General features: G+C 57.0%; 15 protein-coding genes and 1 tRNA gene. 8 read left to right on the forward strand and 8 right to left on the reverse strand.

The window, feature by feature from the left end; all coding sequences use genetic code 11:
• The first annotated feature begins 15 nt into the window (after positions 1–15).
• From smc to ligA, 3 genes are all read left to right on the forward strand, one after another.
• Positions 16–3,522, forward strand: a complete 3,507-nt coding sequence (smc, locus tag BY454_RS05470; protein ID WP_104415685.1) for a chromosome segregation protein SMC — start codon at positions 16–18, stop codon at positions 3,520–3,522.
• A gap of 130 nt (positions 3,523–3,652) precedes the next feature.
• Positions 3,653–4,708, forward strand: coding sequence for a cell division protein ZipA (gene zipA, locus BY454_RS05475; protein WP_104415684.1), 1,056 nt, complete (start codon positions 3,653–3,655; stop codon positions 4,706–4,708).
• A 29-nt stretch (positions 4,709–4,737) separates the two neighbouring features.
• Positions 4,738–6,774, forward strand: a complete 2,037-nt coding sequence (gene ligA / locus BY454_RS05480) for an NAD-dependent DNA ligase LigA (protein WP_104415683.1) — start codon at positions 4,738–4,740, stop codon at positions 6,772–6,774.
• On the opposite strand, the gene BY454_RS05485 is transcribed toward ligA, so the two are convergent.
• The 6 genes from BY454_RS05485 to flgA all read right to left on the reverse strand — a co-directional run bounded on the left by BY454_RS05485 (position 6,771) and on the right by flgA (position 11,732).
• On the reverse strand, positions 6,771–7,424 hold the full coding sequence (locus BY454_RS05485; protein WP_104415682.1) for a CBS domain-containing protein: 654 nt from the start codon (positions 7,422–7,424) through the stop codon (positions 6,771–6,773). The two genes, ligA and BY454_RS05485, sit on opposite strands and share 4 nt — an antisense overlap.
• A 112-nt stretch (positions 7,425–7,536) precedes the next feature.
• Positions 7,537–9,405, reverse strand: coding sequence for a bifunctional tRNA (5-methylaminomethyl-2-thiouridine)(34)-methyltransferase MnmD/FAD-dependent 5-carboxymethylaminomethyl-2-thiouridine(34) oxidoreductase MnmC (mnmC, locus tag BY454_RS05490; RefSeq protein ID WP_104415681.1), 1,869 nt, complete (start codon positions 9,403–9,405; stop codon positions 7,537–7,539).
• A 4-nt stretch (positions 9,406–9,409) separates the two neighbouring features.
• Positions 9,410–10,012, reverse strand: a complete 603-nt coding sequence (locus tag BY454_RS05495; protein ID WP_104415680.1) for a peptidylprolyl isomerase — start codon at positions 10,010–10,012, stop codon at positions 9,410–9,412.
• 85 nt (positions 10,013–10,097) lie between these two features.
• A complete protein-coding gene (locus tag BY454_RS05500) occupies positions 10,098–10,568 on the reverse strand; it encodes a flagella synthesis protein FlgN (RefSeq protein WP_104415679.1) in 471 nt (156 codons plus the stop codon).
• Between the two features lie 7 nt (positions 10,569–10,575).
• Positions 10,576–10,899 (reverse strand): flagellar biosynthesis anti-sigma factor FlgM, encoded by a 324-nt coding sequence (gene flgM, locus BY454_RS05505; RefSeq protein ID WP_104415678.1) that lies wholly within the window; start codon positions 10,897–10,899, stop codon positions 10,576–10,578.
• Positions 10,900–11,030: 131 nt separating this feature from the next.
• On the reverse strand, positions 11,031–11,732 hold the full coding sequence (gene flgA, locus BY454_RS05510) for a flagellar basal body P-ring formation chaperone FlgA (protein ID WP_181049652.1): 702 nt from the start codon (positions 11,730–11,732) through the stop codon (positions 11,031–11,033).
• A 191-nt stretch (positions 11,733–11,923) separates the two neighbouring features.
• On the opposite strand from flgA, the gene BY454_RS05515 reads away from it, so the two are divergent.
• The 4 genes from BY454_RS05515 to BY454_RS05530 all read left to right on the forward strand — a co-directional run bounded on the left by BY454_RS05515 (position 11,924) and on the right by BY454_RS05530 (position 15,114).
• The gene (locus tag BY454_RS05515) at positions 11,924–12,853 is read left to right on the forward strand and encodes a chemotaxis protein CheV (RefSeq protein ID WP_104415676.1); all 930 of its coding nucleotides are present in this window, start codon (positions 11,924–11,926) and stop codon (positions 12,851–12,853) included.
• A 38-nt stretch (positions 12,854–12,891) separates the two neighbouring features.
• A complete protein-coding gene (locus tag BY454_RS05520) occupies positions 12,892–13,719 on the forward strand; it encodes a CheR family methyltransferase (RefSeq protein WP_104415675.1) in 828 nt (275 codons plus the stop codon).
• Positions 13,720–13,734: 15 nt separating this feature from the next.
• Positions 13,735–14,640: a LysR family transcriptional regulator gene (locus BY454_RS05525; RefSeq protein ID WP_104415674.1), complete on the forward strand. Its 906-nt coding sequence runs from the start codon at positions 13,735–13,737 to the stop codon at positions 14,638–14,640.
• Positions 14,641–14,742: 102 nt separating this feature from the next.
• Complete coding sequence (locus tag BY454_RS05530; RefSeq protein ID WP_258075571.1) at positions 14,743–15,114, forward strand: DUF7352 domain-containing protein; 372 nt, start codon at positions 14,743–14,745, stop codon at positions 15,112–15,114.
• Between the two features lie 24 nt (positions 15,115–15,138).
• On the opposite strand, the gene BY454_RS05535 is transcribed toward BY454_RS05530, so the two are convergent.
• Entirely contained in the window at positions 15,139–15,669 is a 531-nt protein-coding gene (locus BY454_RS05535; protein WP_104415673.1) for an isochorismatase family protein, read from the reverse strand.
• Between the two features lie 187 nt (positions 15,670–15,856).
• On the opposite strand from BY454_RS05535, the gene BY454_RS05540 reads away from it, so the two are divergent.
• Positions 15,857–15,947 (forward strand) — tRNA-Ser (locus BY454_RS05540).
• A 29-nt stretch (positions 15,948–15,976) separates the two neighbouring features.
• On the opposite strand, the gene BY454_RS05545 is transcribed toward BY454_RS05540, so the two are convergent.
• Entirely contained in the window at positions 15,977–16,783 is an 807-nt protein-coding gene (locus BY454_RS05545) for a tyrosine-type recombinase/integrase (RefSeq protein WP_258075572.1), read from the reverse strand.
• Positions 16,784–16,941 lie beyond the last annotated feature (158 nt).

Consider the following 16,941-nt stretch of genomic DNA (forward strand, 5'->3'; position numbering starts at 1 on the left):
AGGAAAACACCTGACATGCGGCTCAAGTCCATCAAGCTGGCCGGTTTCAAATCCTTTGTTGACCCCACCACCGTGCCTTTCCCTTCCAACATGACCGCCGTTGTCGGCCCCAACGGGTGCGGCAAGTCCAATATCATTGATGCGGTGCGCTGGGTGATGGGCGAGAGCTCCGCCAAGTACCTGCGCGGCGAGTCCATGTCGGACGTCATCTTTAACGGCTCTACCGCCCGCAAGCCTGTCGGCCAGGCCTCCATCGAACTGGTTTTCGACAACAGCGATGGCTCCGCGCCCGGTGAGTTCACCAACTTCAATGAAATCTCCGTCAAACGCCGCGTTTCTCGCGAAGGCCAGTCTGCCTATTTCATGAACGGCGCCAAATGCCGCCGCCGGGATATCACCGATCTGTTCCTGGGTACCGGCCTTGGGCCGCGCAGCTACGCCATCATTGAGCAGGGCATGATTTCCCGGCTGATTGAGGCCAAGCCGGAGGAACTGCGGGTCTACATTGAAGAAGCGGCGGGTATCTCCAAATACAAGGAGCGTCGTCGGGAAACCGAAAACCGCATTCGCCGCACCCAGGAAAATCTGGAACGGCTGACCGATCTTCGCGAGGAACTGGAGCGCCAGCTTCAACACCTGGAAAAACAGGCAGCGGCGGCCGAAAAATACAAAACGCTCAAGCACGAGGAGCGCCAGAAAAAAGCCGAACTCACGGTTCTGCGCTGGCAGGCGCTGGATTCGAATTTGCACAGCTGGCGCGAGAAGATCCGAAACACCGAGCTTGAGCTGGAAAAGCAGCTAACGGAACGGTTGAGCCTGGAAACCTCCCTCGAGTCACTGCGTGACGACCACCAGCAGCGCAGCGAACACTTCAGCCGCGCCCAGGCCCGTTATTACGAGGCCGGTGCCGATATTGCCCGTATCGAACAAAGCATTGAACACCAGCGCGAACGCAGCCGCCAGACTGCCGCAGAGTTGGATCAGGCCATGGCCAACCAGCGGGAATTGGCCCGGGAACTGGAACAGGATCAGGAAAAGCTGGCTGGGATCGAAGAAGAGCTGGCCATGCTGGGGCCCGAACAGGAAGCCCTGACCCTGCAATCGGAAGCCTCTGGCGAGCAGTTGCAACAGGCCGAGGAGGCCATGTCGGACTGGCAGCAGCGGTGGGAAGACTTCAGTAATCGTTCTTCCGATGCCCGTCGGCAGACGGAACTGGCGCAATCCCGGATCCGGTCCCTGGAGCAGACGGTCGAACAGCTCAAGGCCCGCAATCAGAAACTGCGGGATGAACGGGAACATCTCGACGATCAGGTCGACCGCGAAGAACTCGATCTCCTTCAGGAACAACAGGAAACGCTGGAAGCCCAGCGGGAAGAGATTGGCGAACGGATCGACGAGCTGGGGCAGGATGCCTACTCCGCCCGCGAGGCGTTACGGGAAGTGGAGCAGCAGGCATCCGAGCAACGTCAGAAGGTGCAGAGTCTGCGTGCCACGCTGGAGTCCCAGGCCGGTTTGCTGGAAGAACAGCTGGGTCAGCAGGACGATACGTTGCAGCGGTGGCTTTCAGAGCGAGGATTGGGCGATGCCCCCAGGGTTGCTTCTGCTCTTGCCATTGAGGACGGCTGGGAATTTGCCGTCGAGCAGGTGCTGGGTCGTTTCACCCAAGGGATTGTAACCCCTGATGCTACAAGACTGGCGGAAGCCTTCAGCGATGTGCCGAAGGGGCTGGCCACCGTTTTTGGGGATTCTGTCGGGCATCCGCTGACCGGCGTAAATTCTGAAAGACTGGCGGCAAAAGTGTCGGGGCTACCAGCAGTGGAGCACCTGCTGGCGGACATTCATGTGTCCGAAACAGCCGCTGAGGCGATGGCCATGTACGACAGCCTGGAGCCTGGAGCCAGTATTATTGCCCGGGATGGTACGTGGATCTCCCGGCATTGGGTACTGATGCCGGATACGGACGCGGCCCAGATTGGCGTCATTGAACGCCAGAAAAAAGTCACCGAGCTTGAGGCGGCCCTGGCCGAGGCCGAAGCGGCGCTGGAGCAGTCGGAACAGCGCCTGGAGCAGCAACGTGAACGGGAAGAACAGGCCGTCGTTGCCCGCGATCAGGCACAGAACGAGCAACGCCAGGTGGAGCGTGACTTGGGCAACCTGGCCTCCCACGTCAGTGGCCTGAAAGCCCGGTCAGAGCAGATTGAAGCCCGCCTGCGGGATATTGGCGAAGAGCTGGAAAGCGTGGTGGGTGAGCTGGAAGAGCACCAGGAGAACCTGGAAATCACCCGGGAAGAGTGGGATATAGCTCTGGCCGCCAGTGAAGACAATGAAGAGGAGAGGGAGCGGCTGCTGGAGCAGCGCGACCAGCTCCGGGAATCGTTGGACCGCTTGCGCCAGGATGCCCGACATGATCGTGATCACGCCCACCAGCTCCAGTTACAGCTGCAAACCCTGCACAGCCAGCGTGATGGTCTGAAGCAGACCATTGACCGGATGCAATTGCAGAAGGAGCGCCTCGATGAGCGCCTCGACGTATTGCGAGAAGCCCGGGAAAGCGCCGAAGAACCGGTGGAAGACCTTCAGATGCAGCTTGAAGAGTTGCTGGATCGTCGGCTGGCGGAAGAGGAAAAACTGAGCGCGGCCCGGGACGCCCTGGAGGATATTGACCGGGAAGTCCGGGAGCGCGAGCAGCGCCGGCATCGCACCGACCAGGAAGCCCAGAACATCCGGGAAAAGCTGGAAACCCTCAAGATGGAGTCCCAGGCGCTGGAAATCCGCTCCGGCAACCAGCTGGAACAACTGGGCGAGCTGGATGTGAAGTTGCAGGAAGTCCTGGATCGTTTGCCGGAAGACGCCGAGGAGTCAGCCTGGCAGGCCGAGCTTGAAAAAATCGGCAACCGTATCCAGCGGCTGGGCGCCATCAACCTGGCGGCGATTGAGGAATTCCAGGTGCAGAGTGAGCGAAAGCGATACCTGGACGAGCAGAACGACGATCTACTGGAAGCCCTGGAAACCCTGGACAACGCCATTCGCCGGATTGACCGGGAAACCCGGCAGCGTTTCAAGGAAACCTTCGACAAGGTCAACAGTGGGCTACAGGCCCTGTTTCCCAAAGTCTTCGGTGGTGGCAGCGCCAGCCTGGAGCTGACCGGCGAAGATCTCCTGGAAACCGGCGTTGCCATCATGGCCCGTCCGCCAGGCAAGAAGAACACCACCATCCACCTGTTGTCCGGTGGCGAGAAGGCGCTGACCGCCATTGCCCTGGTGTTCTCGATCTTCCAGTTGAATCCGGCACCGTTCTGTATGCTCGATGAGGTGGACGCACCCCTGGATGACGCCAACGTGGGCCGCTACGCCAACATGGTTAAAGAGATGTCCAAGCAGGTGCAGTTCATCTACATCACCCACAACAAGATTGCCATGGAGAACGCCGATCAGTTAATGGGCGTGACCATGCACGAACCCGGTTGTTCTCGTCTGGTGTCGGTGGATGTGGAGGAAGCGGCCGCACTGGCTGAGGCCTGAATATTGATTGCGGCCGACGCAAGAATGACAATAACGTCACCTTAGGCTCCCTAGCCCCGTGCGCGTTGTATTAGAATAGGGCTTTTCATAGAGTATTCACGTTCCGAACTGCAAACAGGACAGTCGTACTATGTCGCTTAGGGAATGGTTAATCGCCATCGGTGCCCTCGTTATTATTGGTGTTGTGATTGATGGGCTCCGGCGCATGCACCGGGCTCGCAAGGAATCCATGGCGATTTCTTCCAGCATGGGGGCGGATGATCTGGATGATTCGCCCCTGGAAAAAGACTTCAACCCCGAACTTCCAAACGGAGGCGCCCGCCGGGTCGCTCCGGGTGAAGGGGCCGAAGCGCCAAAGCCTCGTCAAAAAGAGGAAACCCGTCCCCGCAGAGCGCCTCCTGAGCCGGATACCCCGAGCGAGCCACTGACCAGCACGGACGATGACGTTACTCCCGAAGGCGGCTGGGGGGCCACGGAAGAGGCTAATGATGAGGGCATTCTGGGTGAACCGAGAGTGGTGAAGGCAAGAACTCAGCCGGCCGAACCAGAACCTCAGCCGCAGAAGACCGCAACGGCAAAGCCTGAACCAAAGCCGGAGCCGAAGACCCGGACACAGAAAAAAGCCGCTCGCAAGCACAAAGCCGAAGAGACCCAGGAGCCACCGCTCGTAACCGACGTTGAAAAGGATACCGCCCAGCGTACCGCCGACAAGCCAGTTAAAAGCCAACCCCTGGCTGGCGCCAACAGACCGGAAGCCCGGGAAGTCGTGGTCATTAATGTCCTGGCCGGCAGCGGTGAGCAGTTTCAGGGCCCGGCGCTGAAAAAACTGTTTGAGGCTTGCGGTCTTGAGCATGGTGATCTGGATATCTATCATCGCCACGAAGGCGCCGATACCACCACGCCGGTGCAGTTCAGTGTTGCCAGTGCCGTGGAGCCCGGCACTTTCAGGCCGGACGAGATGCCGGCGTTGGAGACTCCTGGCATCAGTTTCTTTATGAGCCTTCCAGGCCCATCTAACGCCATGCAGGCCTTTGACTTCATGCTGGAAACCGCGCAATGCGTGGTGCGCAATATGGGAGGAGAGCTTAAAGATGAGCGCCGCAGCGTGATGACGCCCCAGACCATTGAGCATTGCCGCCAGCGCATTCGTGAGTTCGAGCGTAAACAGCGCTCCCAGCGAAACTGACCCGCCGCCCAGCCAGGAACTGTGACCCGATGACCAAGGCCACTGCAGAGATCCGGCAGCGCGTGGAGCAGCTGCGCTCGGACATTGAAGACCACAACTACCGATATTACGTCCTGGACGACCCCAGGGTCCCGGATGCGGAATACGACCGTCTGTTCCGGGAGCTCCAGGATCTGGAAGCCGACTACCCGGACCTGGCCACCGAAGACTCTCCCACCCGCCGGGTTGGCAGTAGTATTGACACCAGCTTTGCCGAAGTGACCCACCGGATTCCCATGCTTTCACTGGATAATGCTTTCAGTACCGAGGAGCTGGAGGACTTTGATCGTCGGATTCGGGACCGGCTGGGCACGGATGGCGCCGTGGAATACGTGTGCGAACCCAAACTCGACGGTCTGGCAGTGAGTCTCCATTACGAGCAGGGTACGTTGACCCGTGCCGCTACCCGTGGTGATGGTTACACGGGCGAGGACATTACCGCCAATATCCGCACCATTCCCTCCATTCCGCTTAGGCTGCGTGGCGAGGACTACCCGGATCTCGTCGAAGTCCGGGGCGAGGTCTACATGCCTCTGGCGGGCTTTAATAAGCTCAACGAGCGGCTGGCGGAGCAGGGCGAGAAAACCTTTGTGAACCCCCGTAACGCGGCAGCAGGCAGCCTCCGCCAGAAGAAATCGAAGGTAACGGCCAGGCGCCCACTGGAGTTCTGTGCCTACAGCCTGGCGGTCACTGACGAATCCGTCTTGCCCGAGACTCACTGGGACAGCCTTCAGCTGGTCCAGGGGTGGGGGTTCCGGCTCAACCCGGAAATGCGTAAGGCCATGGGCGTGAAGCAGTGTGAGGAGGCTTACGAAGCCCTGATGGAGAAGCGCGACAGCCTGCCTTATGAGATTGACGGCATCGTCTTCAAGGTCAACCGGTTTGATCTTCAGGAGCAGTTGGGTTTTGTCTCCCGGGCTCCACGATGGGCCATCGCCCAGAAATTCCCGGCCCAGGAAGAAATGACCACCATTGAAGACGTGGAATTCCAGGTGGGACGCACCGGCGCGGTAACCCCTGTTGCCCGGCTGAAGCCTGTGTTTGTTGGGGGTGTCACCGTCAGCAACGCAACGCTGCACAATATGGACGAGATCCGGCGCCTGGATGCCCACATTGGCGATACCGTTTTCATTCGCCGTGCGGGGGACGTGATCCCGAAGGTGGTTAAGGTGGTGCTTGATAAACGCCCGGAAAACGCCCGGGAAGTGACCCTGCCTGAACACTGCCCGGTGTGTGATTCCGATATTGTCCAGATCGAGGGCGAAGCGGTGGCTCGTTGCTCTGGCGGGCTGTATTGCCCGGCCCAGCGTAAGGAAGCCATTCGCCACTATGCCTCGCGCAAAGCCATGGACATCGAGGGTCTGGGCGACAAGCTGATAGATGTGCTGGTGGATGAGGGCATGGTCAATACCGTGGCGGACCTGTACCACCTGACCAAGTTTCAGTTATCCGCGCTGGAGCGTATGGGCGACAAATCCGCTGCCAATCTGGTGGCCGCGATTGACCGCTCCCGTGAGCCGGCCCTGTGGCGGTTCCTTTACGCCCTGGGTATTCGGGAAGTTGGAGAGGCGACCGCCAAGGCGTTGGCGTCGCACTTTGGTACTCTGGATGCCATTGCCGAAGCCTCCGAAGAGCAACTTCAATCCGTGCCAGACGTCGGTCCTATCGTGGCGGGTCACATCCAAAGCTTTTTCGATCAGCCACATAACCAGGAAACGCTGAAGGCATTGAAAGACGCGGGCGTTGCCTGGAAGGAAGAGCAGGTGGTCGCCAAGGAAGACCTGCCGCTGGCGGGCGAAACCTGGGTGCTGACCGGCACGTTGTCTGACATGACCCGTGACGAGGCGAAGCAAAAACTGGAATTTCTCGGGGCAAAAGTGGCCGGTAGCGTCTCAAAAAAGACGGCCTGTGTGGTGGCCGGCGAAGCGGCTGGCTCGAAGCTTGATAAAGCAGAGAAGCTGGGCGTTCCGGTATTGGATGAAGAAGGCCTGACCCAATTGCTAAGCAAGCATGGGGGTGGGGCTTAAACAGCGCCTTGCTGTTTGCTCACGCTGGCGTACAGTTTCAGATAGTCGGTGCTGGTTACAATGCCTTCCGGATTGCCGGCGCCGTCAACCACCAATGCGGCATTAAGTCGGTGAGCCAGCATCAGGCGGGCCAGTTGATGGGCGTCGGTTTCCGGCGATGCCGTCAGGAATGCAGGCAGCTCGATATTGGTCAGGCTTTTGTGGATGGCTTCCGACGTGTTGTCATGTATCCAGCTCAAAAGCCAGCGCATATCAATTAACCCGGCTACGTTGTCGTCGGCCAGGACGACCAGATGGTGAATGCCATTGCCTTCCATGGTGGCCAGTGCGTCGGCGACTGACGAGTTTGCCCGCACCGAATAAATCGTCGGTGAGCGTATTTCCGAAACGGGCAGATAAACCCGTTCTTCCAGATTTTCACCGCCGGCTGCGGCGCCACCATATTCCTGCAATGCCCGACGTTTTTGGCTTCCCCGGCCTCCACCACTATGCACCGCTTGCTGGAATTCCGAGTCGGTGGCTTCGCTGTGGCCTGTCGCAATCCTGCCTGATTCCTCCAGCTCGGTCACATCACCCACCTGGCGTTTACGGAACACCTCGGGCAGGCGGGTTCCCTGCGGTCTTGCTGGTTCACTGACATAAATCGACATTGCATTTACTCCCGTTAAAACCTTCCTGGTTAAACCGAATATAATCCGCCTTTATCGGTTATCGGCATGATCGATCGTTTCTTAATACCCTGTTTGGCCCGACCAGCGCAAGTTACTTGCGGTACAGGCGCGCACTACTGAGCCGCTTGCTCAGCCGACGGGGTAGGCAGGCCGGTTGGCTGGTCAGACGGTCGGCCAGGTATTCGGCCAGCAGGGGAGCCCAGGCCAGGCCTTTGCTGCCAAGGCCGGTAAACAGGAACAGCCGGTCGATATCCTTACCGGCGTCATCGGTGAAGACATCGGCTACCGGCAGATAGTCGTGACTGGCGCAACGAAAGGCAACCCGGCCCGACAGCGATTGGGGGTCCGGCAGCGATTCTTTGCGAATAGAGGGGAGCAGGTTAACCAACTCATCGAGGTTTTCCTGATGGCTTTCCAGGGTTTCTTCCGGATTGTCATTTCGCAGGTCAAAGGTGGCACCGGTTACCGCCCTCGGGCCCATCGCCGGGTTGAGGTATCGGGTGCCGCAGATCACGGTTTGGGGCAGATTGAAAGCTTCGGCCGGGAGGCCGGAAATCTGGCCCCGGATGCTTTTCAGGCGAAGCTCGCCGGTGGCATCCAACAATTCAGCGGACTGATGGCCTGCGGCAATAACCAGTGTGGTGGCCCGCAGTTCCTGTCCGGTGTTATTGGTAAGACGCCATTGCCCGCTTTCCTGATGAATGCCGGTCACCTGAAAGCCCGAATGCCGGGTGATTCGGGGATGAACTGCCAGGTTTCCGCAGGCTTTGGCCGGCTCAAGCCATCCGGAACGGGGAAACCAGAGGCCGCTGTGTTCAACCGGCAGGCCGGCAAGCTCGGAGGCCTGCAGGGAACTGACCGGCGTAAGTACCTCCGTCGGATACTGGTTGCGGGCCAGGAATCGGCGCTGCCGGTCGGCTTCCTGTTCCGTGGCTGCCAGCTGCAGCAGGCCTGTCGGATGCCAGAACTGCCCCTGCCAGGGCTCATAGAAACGCTGGCTGAAGCTGAGCGCCGTCGCCGCCAGTTCTGTCTGGGCGTTGTATTCAACTCCCAACTTTACGTACAGCGCGCCTTGGGGGTTGCCGGAGGCGGCGTTGCCGGGGGCGTCACCCTGATCAATCAGGTGCACCTGTCGCCCGCGCTCTGCGAGGTTGCGTGCAAGCAGGGTACCGGCAATGCCAGCGCCAATAATGGCAATTGCTCCAATGTCCTCTGCTTGCTCATGACTGGCTGGTGGCAACTGCCCGGCCAGCATTTCCCGCTTTCGGCCGAAGCCGGGTACCTTTTGCATGGCAAAGCCCGCCTCGGCCAACGCTCGGCGTATCCGACCGACAGCGGTAAAGGTTGCCAGTGTGGTGCCTGGCTTGCTGTGGGACCGAATCCGGGTAATGGCTTCAGCCAGCCACATGTCGGGGTTCAGTGAAGGTGCGAAGCCATCCAGGAACCATGCATCGGCGTGGAACTCCAGCTCATCCCACGCTTCCAGTACATCGCCGAAATACAGGGTGAGGCGTACTCGACCAGCCGCCAATACCAGCCTGTGCACGCCCTGAATCAGTGGTGGGTACTGGGCGAGCAGTTCTTCGGCCTGGGACTGGAGTTCAGGCCAGTACGACAGCGCTTTTTTCAGATCACGGTGGGTTAGCGGATAACGCTCGACGGAAACGAAGTGCAGGGTGCCGGTGTCATTGGCTGGCGGGTGTCTGAGCCACTCGGCCCAGGCCGCAAGGAAATTGAGCCCGGTGCCAAAGCCGGTTTCGGCGATGACAAACGGCTGGCCTGGCGCCAGGCCAGCGAAGCGGTCGGGCAGGTGGTTCTGGTCAATAAACACATGACGGGTTTCCGCCAGGCCGTTGTCACGGCTGAAATAGACGTCGCCAAATCGGGTAGATTCGGGCACCCCGTCACGCCAGGCCAGCTCCGCCGGTTCCATGGCTGGTGGCTTTATTGGGCTGTGCATGTGTTCAGTCTTCGTTGTTCAGGCGCGTAATGCTTTTGATCACGATGGGGGAAGAGGGGACGTCGGCCATGCCACGAACCCGGCGCGTTTCTGTACGGGCAATTCGGTCAACCACGCCCATGCCTTCGGTGACCTTGCCAAAGACAGTATAACCCGGGCCGCGAACGCCTGCGTTCAGGAAATCGTTGTCAGCCACATTGATAAAGAACTGGGAGGTGGCTGAATCAGGATCCTGGGTACGTGCCATGGCGATGGTGCCGCGCAGGTTGGGCAGGGTTTCGGTCGCCTCATTAACCACCGGGTCCTGGGTAGGCTTGCGCATCATGTTCGGGGTGAAGCCGCCGCCCTGAATCATGAAACCGGCGATCACGCGATGGAAAATAGTGCCTTCATAGAAGTCCTGTTCGACGTAGTCGAGGAAGTTCTTCACGGTTTTAGGCGCTACATCCGGGCGCAGCTGCAGGACAAAAGCACCTTCAGAGGTGACCACACGTACTTTGGGCAAGTCATTATTGCTGGCTTGAACGGAGCCGGACATCATCATGACGGTCAGCAGGGTGGCAAACAGGCCGGGAAGGCTGGAAAAGAGCTTGAGAAGGTGTTTCATGGCTGAATACTCGCTTAAAAACAAACAGGGCAGGCATCTTAGCAGATACCTGCCCTGTTGAGGGTAGCGGGTTCTGGCCTGGCTGTCAGGCGCTTGCTAGCATGGTGCGGCTTGAATTGCCGGTCTGTTGGCCTTTGGCACCATAGAGCTTCTGTTGAGACGAGGACCCCCGAAAGATATCGGTCAACCGGCCCAGGCGCTTTTGCAGGTGGCCAACAATCCGGCCGTTATTGTCGTTAACGGATTGGCAGAAACGAAGCTTGCTGTCAGCCTTGGCCCAGAGCTCATAGAGTTCTTCAAGCCCGGAGGCTCGGATAAAGCGGGAAGGGGCTCCGGCATCAGGCTTGTAGCCCATGTTGACCAGCAGATGGATCTTCTGCTTTGCCCTGGCCCGGATGTTTTCCAGGATGGAGTTTTTCTGCTCGGTTATCTCCTGAAGCGCTGAGACATCCGCTGACCCAAGAATTTCTTTTTCCTGGGCCAGGACATCAGCCAGCGCATCAAGTTCACGGACGTCTTCCGAAAGAAGGTTCTTCAAATCATCGACAGTCGCCATAATTTACTCACCCAAAAATGCTTTTATCCATATCAAGCATTTTCTGGGCCAGTTTTTCTGCGTCGACTTTGTAGCTGCCATCTTCCAGTGCGGAGCGAATCTCTGCGATGCGCTCATCGTTCATCTCCGGGTATTCACCCAGTTTCTGTTCCAGCTGGTTCAGGTTTTTGGCCTGACTGCTGAGATTGACGTTCTCGCCCCGTGCCGCCGGGGTCTGAGCCTTGTTTTGCTCTCCGGTAGTGGCTTTGGTGTTCTGGTTGGACGATTTGTCGGCCGTTGTTCTCGGGGTGTTGACCTGGCCCGGGCCAATTCCATTCAAGTCAACTGACATAAGATTACCTGCTTGCCTCTGGCCACTTAAATTTCAGTGGCGGTTTCTGGTATATGCCTGTTTATCGGCAACCGGCTGCCTTACTTTAGCAAAAACCGGAAAAAAATTGCCGCCGATGCAGCGGGCATCTCTTACATCGGAATTTCCACGCGGCCTTTGGCAACGACCGTGCCCCGAACTCTCCTTGCGGATCTCAGGTTTTCCACGGTGACCTGTTCACCGATGGCGCCACTGTTCTGCGCGACGCCCCGGGAACTGATCGAAAAATTCTTTGATCTTGCCACGATAATAACATGGTCTCCCCGCTCAACGGCGATCGGCGCTTCGAGCAAATCCGCTGTGATCACGGTACCAGCCTGCACCGGTCGGCGCATCATCATGCCTGCCACGTCTTCCGGGTTTTCCATAATGCCTTTACGGCTGGCATTTACCTGAACCGATTGTGTCTCCACCAGCGCCGCTGACAGGCGCTCGCCCCTGGCCAGTGCCCGGCTGGCCACCAGGGCAGGGCCGAACACCTCCATGCTGGCGGTCACGTACATGCGCCAGGGTCGCTCGCCGACACAGGAGACCAGAACGGACGGGCGGGTCGTCTCCAGTGGGTCTCCGGTAAAGCTGGTCTGCAGGGGCTCTTTACAGTCTGCCAGGGCCAGCCGACTGTCGATGTGACCTACTTCGAACTCGACGCGGTAACCCTCGCCGGATTCCTGACGGACCCACTGCTGCAGAAAGTCGGTTGCCGCCTTACGAATGTCGTCCCCGGTGGTTTCTGCCCAGGCGTTTATCGGCAAGAATGCCAGGAATCCGATCATAGCCAAAAAGATGGTTCGCATGAGCACGGGTTTGTCCTATCCTTCTCAACTGCGTTTTACAGAAAAATGCTTTAATGTATCAACGAATACAGCCGTTAAAACCTGTATGGTAATGGGGCGTCAATGTTTTGGCCCATTAATCGGCGGAAAAGCCTTATCCAGGAACTATTGCAAATTCAATGCCGGTTTCGGCAGGCCAGGAGTGAGATGACATGGCAGGGGTATTGGACAGTGTTAACCAGCGCACCCAGATGGTTGGGCAAAACCGGCTGGAGCTGCTTATGTTCCGTCTGCGCGGTCAACAGGTTTACGGTATCAACGTTTTCAAGGTGCGGGAGGTTCTGCCTTGCCCCAAACTGTCGTCGTTACCAAACAGCGGGCGTGTGGTCCGGGGCGTGTCGCACGTTCGCGGCGAAACCATTCCTATCATTGACCTGAGCATGGCTATTGGCCTGTTGCCGATTCCCGAAGAGCAACTGGCCACCAGCTTTGTCATCATCACGGAGTATAACCGTAAAACTCAGGGCTTCCTGGTCTCCGGTGTTGAACGCATCATGAACATGAACTGGGAAGATATCATGCCGCCGCCCAAGGGTGCCGGCAAGGATGTGTACCTGACAGCGGTTACTCGGATTGATGATAAACTGGTTGAAATCATCGACGTAGAAAAGGTTCTTGCAGAAGTTTCTCCACTCGGCGAAGATGTAAAGGAAGACCTGATTTCGCGCGGTTCGGAGCGGGAGCAGGGTACCTTGCCGGTACTGGTTGTAGATGACTCCAGCGTTGCGCGGCGTCAGATTGAGCGCTGCCTGAACGCCATTGGTCTGGAAGTCATCATAAAGAATGATGGTAAGCAGGCCTTGGAATACCTGAAGGAAATCACTCAGGATGGCTCCAAAGGCGAAGATCACCTGTCCATGGTGATTTCCGATGTGGAAATGCCTGAGATGGACGGCTACACCCTGGTAACCCGTATTCGAGAGAACCCGGCTATCCGGGATATGTACGTCATGTTGCACACCTCGTTGAGTGGCGTTTTTAATCAGGCTATGGTCAAAAAAGTCGGTGCCAATGACTTTATGGCAAAATTCAGCGCCGACGAGCTGGCTGAGCGAGTCATGGAAATTCTTGACCAGGCATGAAGCCGGTCTTGTGGATTCACCTCTAGAACAGAGATTCAATGAACGCGGAAATTACGCCCCAGGAATACGAAGCCTTCAAGAAATTCCTGCAGGATGCCTGCGGCATTCTGCTAGGAGATAACAAACAGTACCTGGTTAAAAGCCGTCTGCGCCGCATTCTCGAGGACAATCACCTGAAGTCTTTGGGTGAGTTGCTGGACCGGATCAAGCGACCGGGGCGCACTAACTTGAAGGAAGTGGTGATCGATGCGATGACCACCAACGAGACCCTCTGGTTCCGCGATAATCATCCGTTCCGTATCCTGCAGGAGAAATTGCTGCCGGAGTTTGCGGAGAGCAAATCCATGCAGCCGCTTCGGATCTGGTCGGCAGCCTGTTCCACGGGGCAGGAGCCGTATTCCACGGCAATGGTGATCGACGAATTCCGGCGTTCACGCCCCGGTAAGTTGCGGGATGTGAAAATTACCGCGACGGACATTTCCAAGAGCGTTCTTGATGTCGCGCGTCGTGGCGAGTACGAGATGATTGCGATTGGTCGAGGCCTGTCGCCGGAGCGGCAGAAGCAATTCTTTACGGCCTCATCGAATGGTGGTTGGCAGATCAAGCCGCAGATCAAATCCATGGTTGAGTTCCGTGAGCTGAACCTGCTGGACCGTTACACGCTCGGAAAATTCGACATCATTATGTGTCGCAACGTACTGATTTACTTCTCCGCCGAGCTCAAGAGAGACATCCTTACCCGTCTTCATGCGGCGCTTAACCCTGGTGGCTACCTGATTCTCGGAGCCTCTGAATCCCTTAACGGGCTGTCCGATCTCTATCAAATGGTTCAATGCCATCCAGGGATCATCTACCGGAAAAAATAGACCCTGTCGCAACCAGTGGATCAACTGAACCTGAGACATCTGCATTATTTCTGGGTGATCAGTCGTGAAGGCTCGATCGCCCGGGCCAGTGAGGTTCTGGATCTTGCGCCCCAGACCCTGAGTGGCCAGTTGGCAACCTTCGAACAGGCGGTAGGTGGCCAGTTATTCAAGCGCCAGCATCGACGCCTTATCCTGACCGATCTTGGGCAACTGGTTCAGGCTTACGCGGACGATATTTTTGCGCTAACCGGCGAACTGTCAGAAGCCCTGAAACTGCCGCCCACCCATCGTCCCCTCAATCTCTTCGCTGGCATCTCCGCTTCCATTCACAAGCTGATCGCCTATCGTCTTCTGCAGCCTGCCATGAAGCTGGGGCGGGAAGTCCGGCTGGAGTGCCGCACCGGTCGGGCGGAAGACCTGCTGCTGAGCTTGAAGCGAGGAGAGCTCGATGTGGTACTTACGGATCGAATGCCCACCGCTGAGCCCTCCGAACGCCTGGCAGTGCACCGGCTGAGTAGCTCGACAATAAGCCTTTTCGCGGCCCCGGATATGGCCAAAGAACTACAGAGAGGCTTCCCTCAGTCGCTTAATCGGCAACCCTTGCTGGCGAACGCCACCGATGCCCCGTATTTCCATAAGCTGATGAACTGGCTGACGCTGAACAACGTGCGTATGGAGTTGGTGGCCCGTATCGATGACAGTGCGCTGATTAAAGTCTTCGGTCGCGAGGGCCTGGGGCTTTTTGCCGCGCCAACCGCTATTCAGGAGGAGGTCTGTCGGCAATACCAGGTGGCGGTGGTCGCATCACTGGAGGAGGTTACGGATCAGCTATATGCAGTGACCCGGAGCCGTAAGCTTACCCACGCCGCGGTAAAGGCAATCTGCGAAGGTCCGATTCAGGGCTCCAAGGAATCTTCTTAATCATCGAATTAATCGATGTTTCAGTCTGACAAATGCTGATTTTTCCGAGTTGTGAGGAAGGGCATGATTGAACCATGTCGTTACCACTCGGAGGAACGTGCTATGAAAACCATCCATAAGTTTCGTCTTGCTGCTGGCAAAGAGCCGACAACGCTGACCCTTCGCGAAGGGTTCCGGGTTGTTCGTTGTGAATACCTGATGCCCCAGAAGGCGGTGTTTCTCTGGGTGCAGCAGCCGCTGAATGTCTCAACGCCCCTGGTGGACCGGCATTTTCGGGTTGCCATGTCTGGAGAGCCGGTACCCGACAGCTTCGAGTATCTGGACACAGCGCTGGACCCGTTTGGGCCCGAGGCTTATCACGTGTTTGAAGTGCCTGAAGAGGAAATGCACGCGGCGCCTGAGGAATACGTTGAAGAAGGTGAAAAGGCGCCGCTGGAGAGAACCGGCTGGCGCGCGGCCCAGTACGTATTCTGACCGCCTGGGAACGAGATTAACTAATCATTTGAGCAGTGCCTGCACCTCCCGGAAGCGGGGGTGCTGGCAATGCCCCATCCATTCGAACGCCGCCATCTCAGCCGTGACAATGCGTGCCCGGCTTTGACGGAGCCGATCCAAAGCCACATCCCGATCCATTTCGTGCCTTGAGCCAACGGCATCCGCCACGACCCACACTTTATAACCCGCTTCAAGCAGACTGAGAGCGGTCTGCAGCATGCAGACGTGCGCCTCGCAGCCACCGATAACCACATGTTGGCGCCCTTCGGGAAGAGCATCAATCAGCCCTCCCGGGCAGGCATCAAAGTAGTGCTTGGCAATAGTTGTGCTGCAGTGGCTGCGCACGGAGTTGACGTTGGGCCCCAGCTTTTCGGGAACCTGCTCCGTGCCAATCACCGGCACGCCCAGCAGCTCTGCAATGTTGGCCAATAAGGCACATCGGTTGATGATGCGTTTGCCCTGGCTGATTGCAGGCATGAGCTTTTCCTGCACATCAACCAGAAGGAGGATCGATTGGTCTGCTTTCATGAGCATCGTTTATTCTCCTTTTTATGGGCGCCCATGGTGAAAGAGTAGTCAAGTTGTGTAATCGATAACCGGATATTGAGTGTTTTCAGAAAAAATTTAACGAATCCGCTTCTGGGAGTTGCCAAACCCCAAGAAAATCAGTACAGTTTGCCACCTCAAATGAGCGGCGACCCGCTGATTTGAAACAATTTTAGGAGAGGTGGCCGAGTGGCTGAAGGCGCACGCCTGGAAAGTGTGTATACGTTAATAGCGTATCGAGGGTTCGAATCCCTCCCTCTCCGCCAACATAACGCCCTGACTTTTAAGTAAAAAGTCAGGGCGTTTTTCGTTTTTGGGACAGATTTGGGGCAAAATCGTCATTTTTCTGTCCGTCCGAGTCCTCTATAAAACCCAGTTGGGCAGAGATTTTCGACGCTAAATTCGGTGTGATCTCTGGTATCCAGCGAGCGTAATGCTTTTTCACCATCGTTGTATCGGCGTGTCCCAACTGCTGGGCGATCCACTCTAGTGCTACATAGTTTGATACCATTCGACTGGCAAAAGTGTGCCGACACTGGTTTGGACCTCTGTAGCGAACATTCGCTCTTTTCAGATGTCCGGCAAACCACCGCCTTAGACTAGAAGGTTGCCAAGGCTGATTACTTTGTCCATTTCGAAAAACGAGTCGAACCGTATCTTCTTTGATTGTCACGTTGTTGCGTTGACGAACCCGGATGATGGCGGGGGGAGATAAGAATGTGGCGGCCTTCTGACGCTTCAGCCACCGTTTCGCCGGTTCCAGTAAATCGACACGTCTACGCCGGCTAAGCTCTTTAGGGACTTTGTATTCACCTTCAACATAAGCTCTTCGAACCCATATGACGCCGTTGTCCAAATCGACGTCGTCCCAAGATAAAGCTATGAGTTCGGATAAGGATAAACCGCACCAGCAAGCAAACATCACCATATTGATATCTTGCTGTCTCACTGTCTTAACGGATCGTATGCGTTCTAGTTCATCATCTGTAAATGGGTCCGCGTAATCCCTATCTTCATCATCGCTTTTAACGTTTTTAATCCGGTCTAGAGGATTGTGTTGAATAACTCCATCAATGAAGGCGGATGTCCAAACACCCCGCACAACGATAAAGATTTCATTACTAATGGGTACGAAAGTAAGCGAACATCATTTATAATGTAGCGGTCGTTCGCCAAGCTTATCGGATATCTACACTCATGCGTCACGATGACGGTCGTAAACTTGATCACAAAACCTTAGAAGCCATTCGCGTTCGCGCC

It is taken from the genome of Marinobacter persicus (assembly GCF_002934325.1).
In the GTDB taxonomy this organism is placed as follows: Bacteria; Pseudomonadota; Gammaproteobacteria; order Pseudomonadales; family Oleiphilaceae; genus Marinobacter; species Marinobacter persicus_A.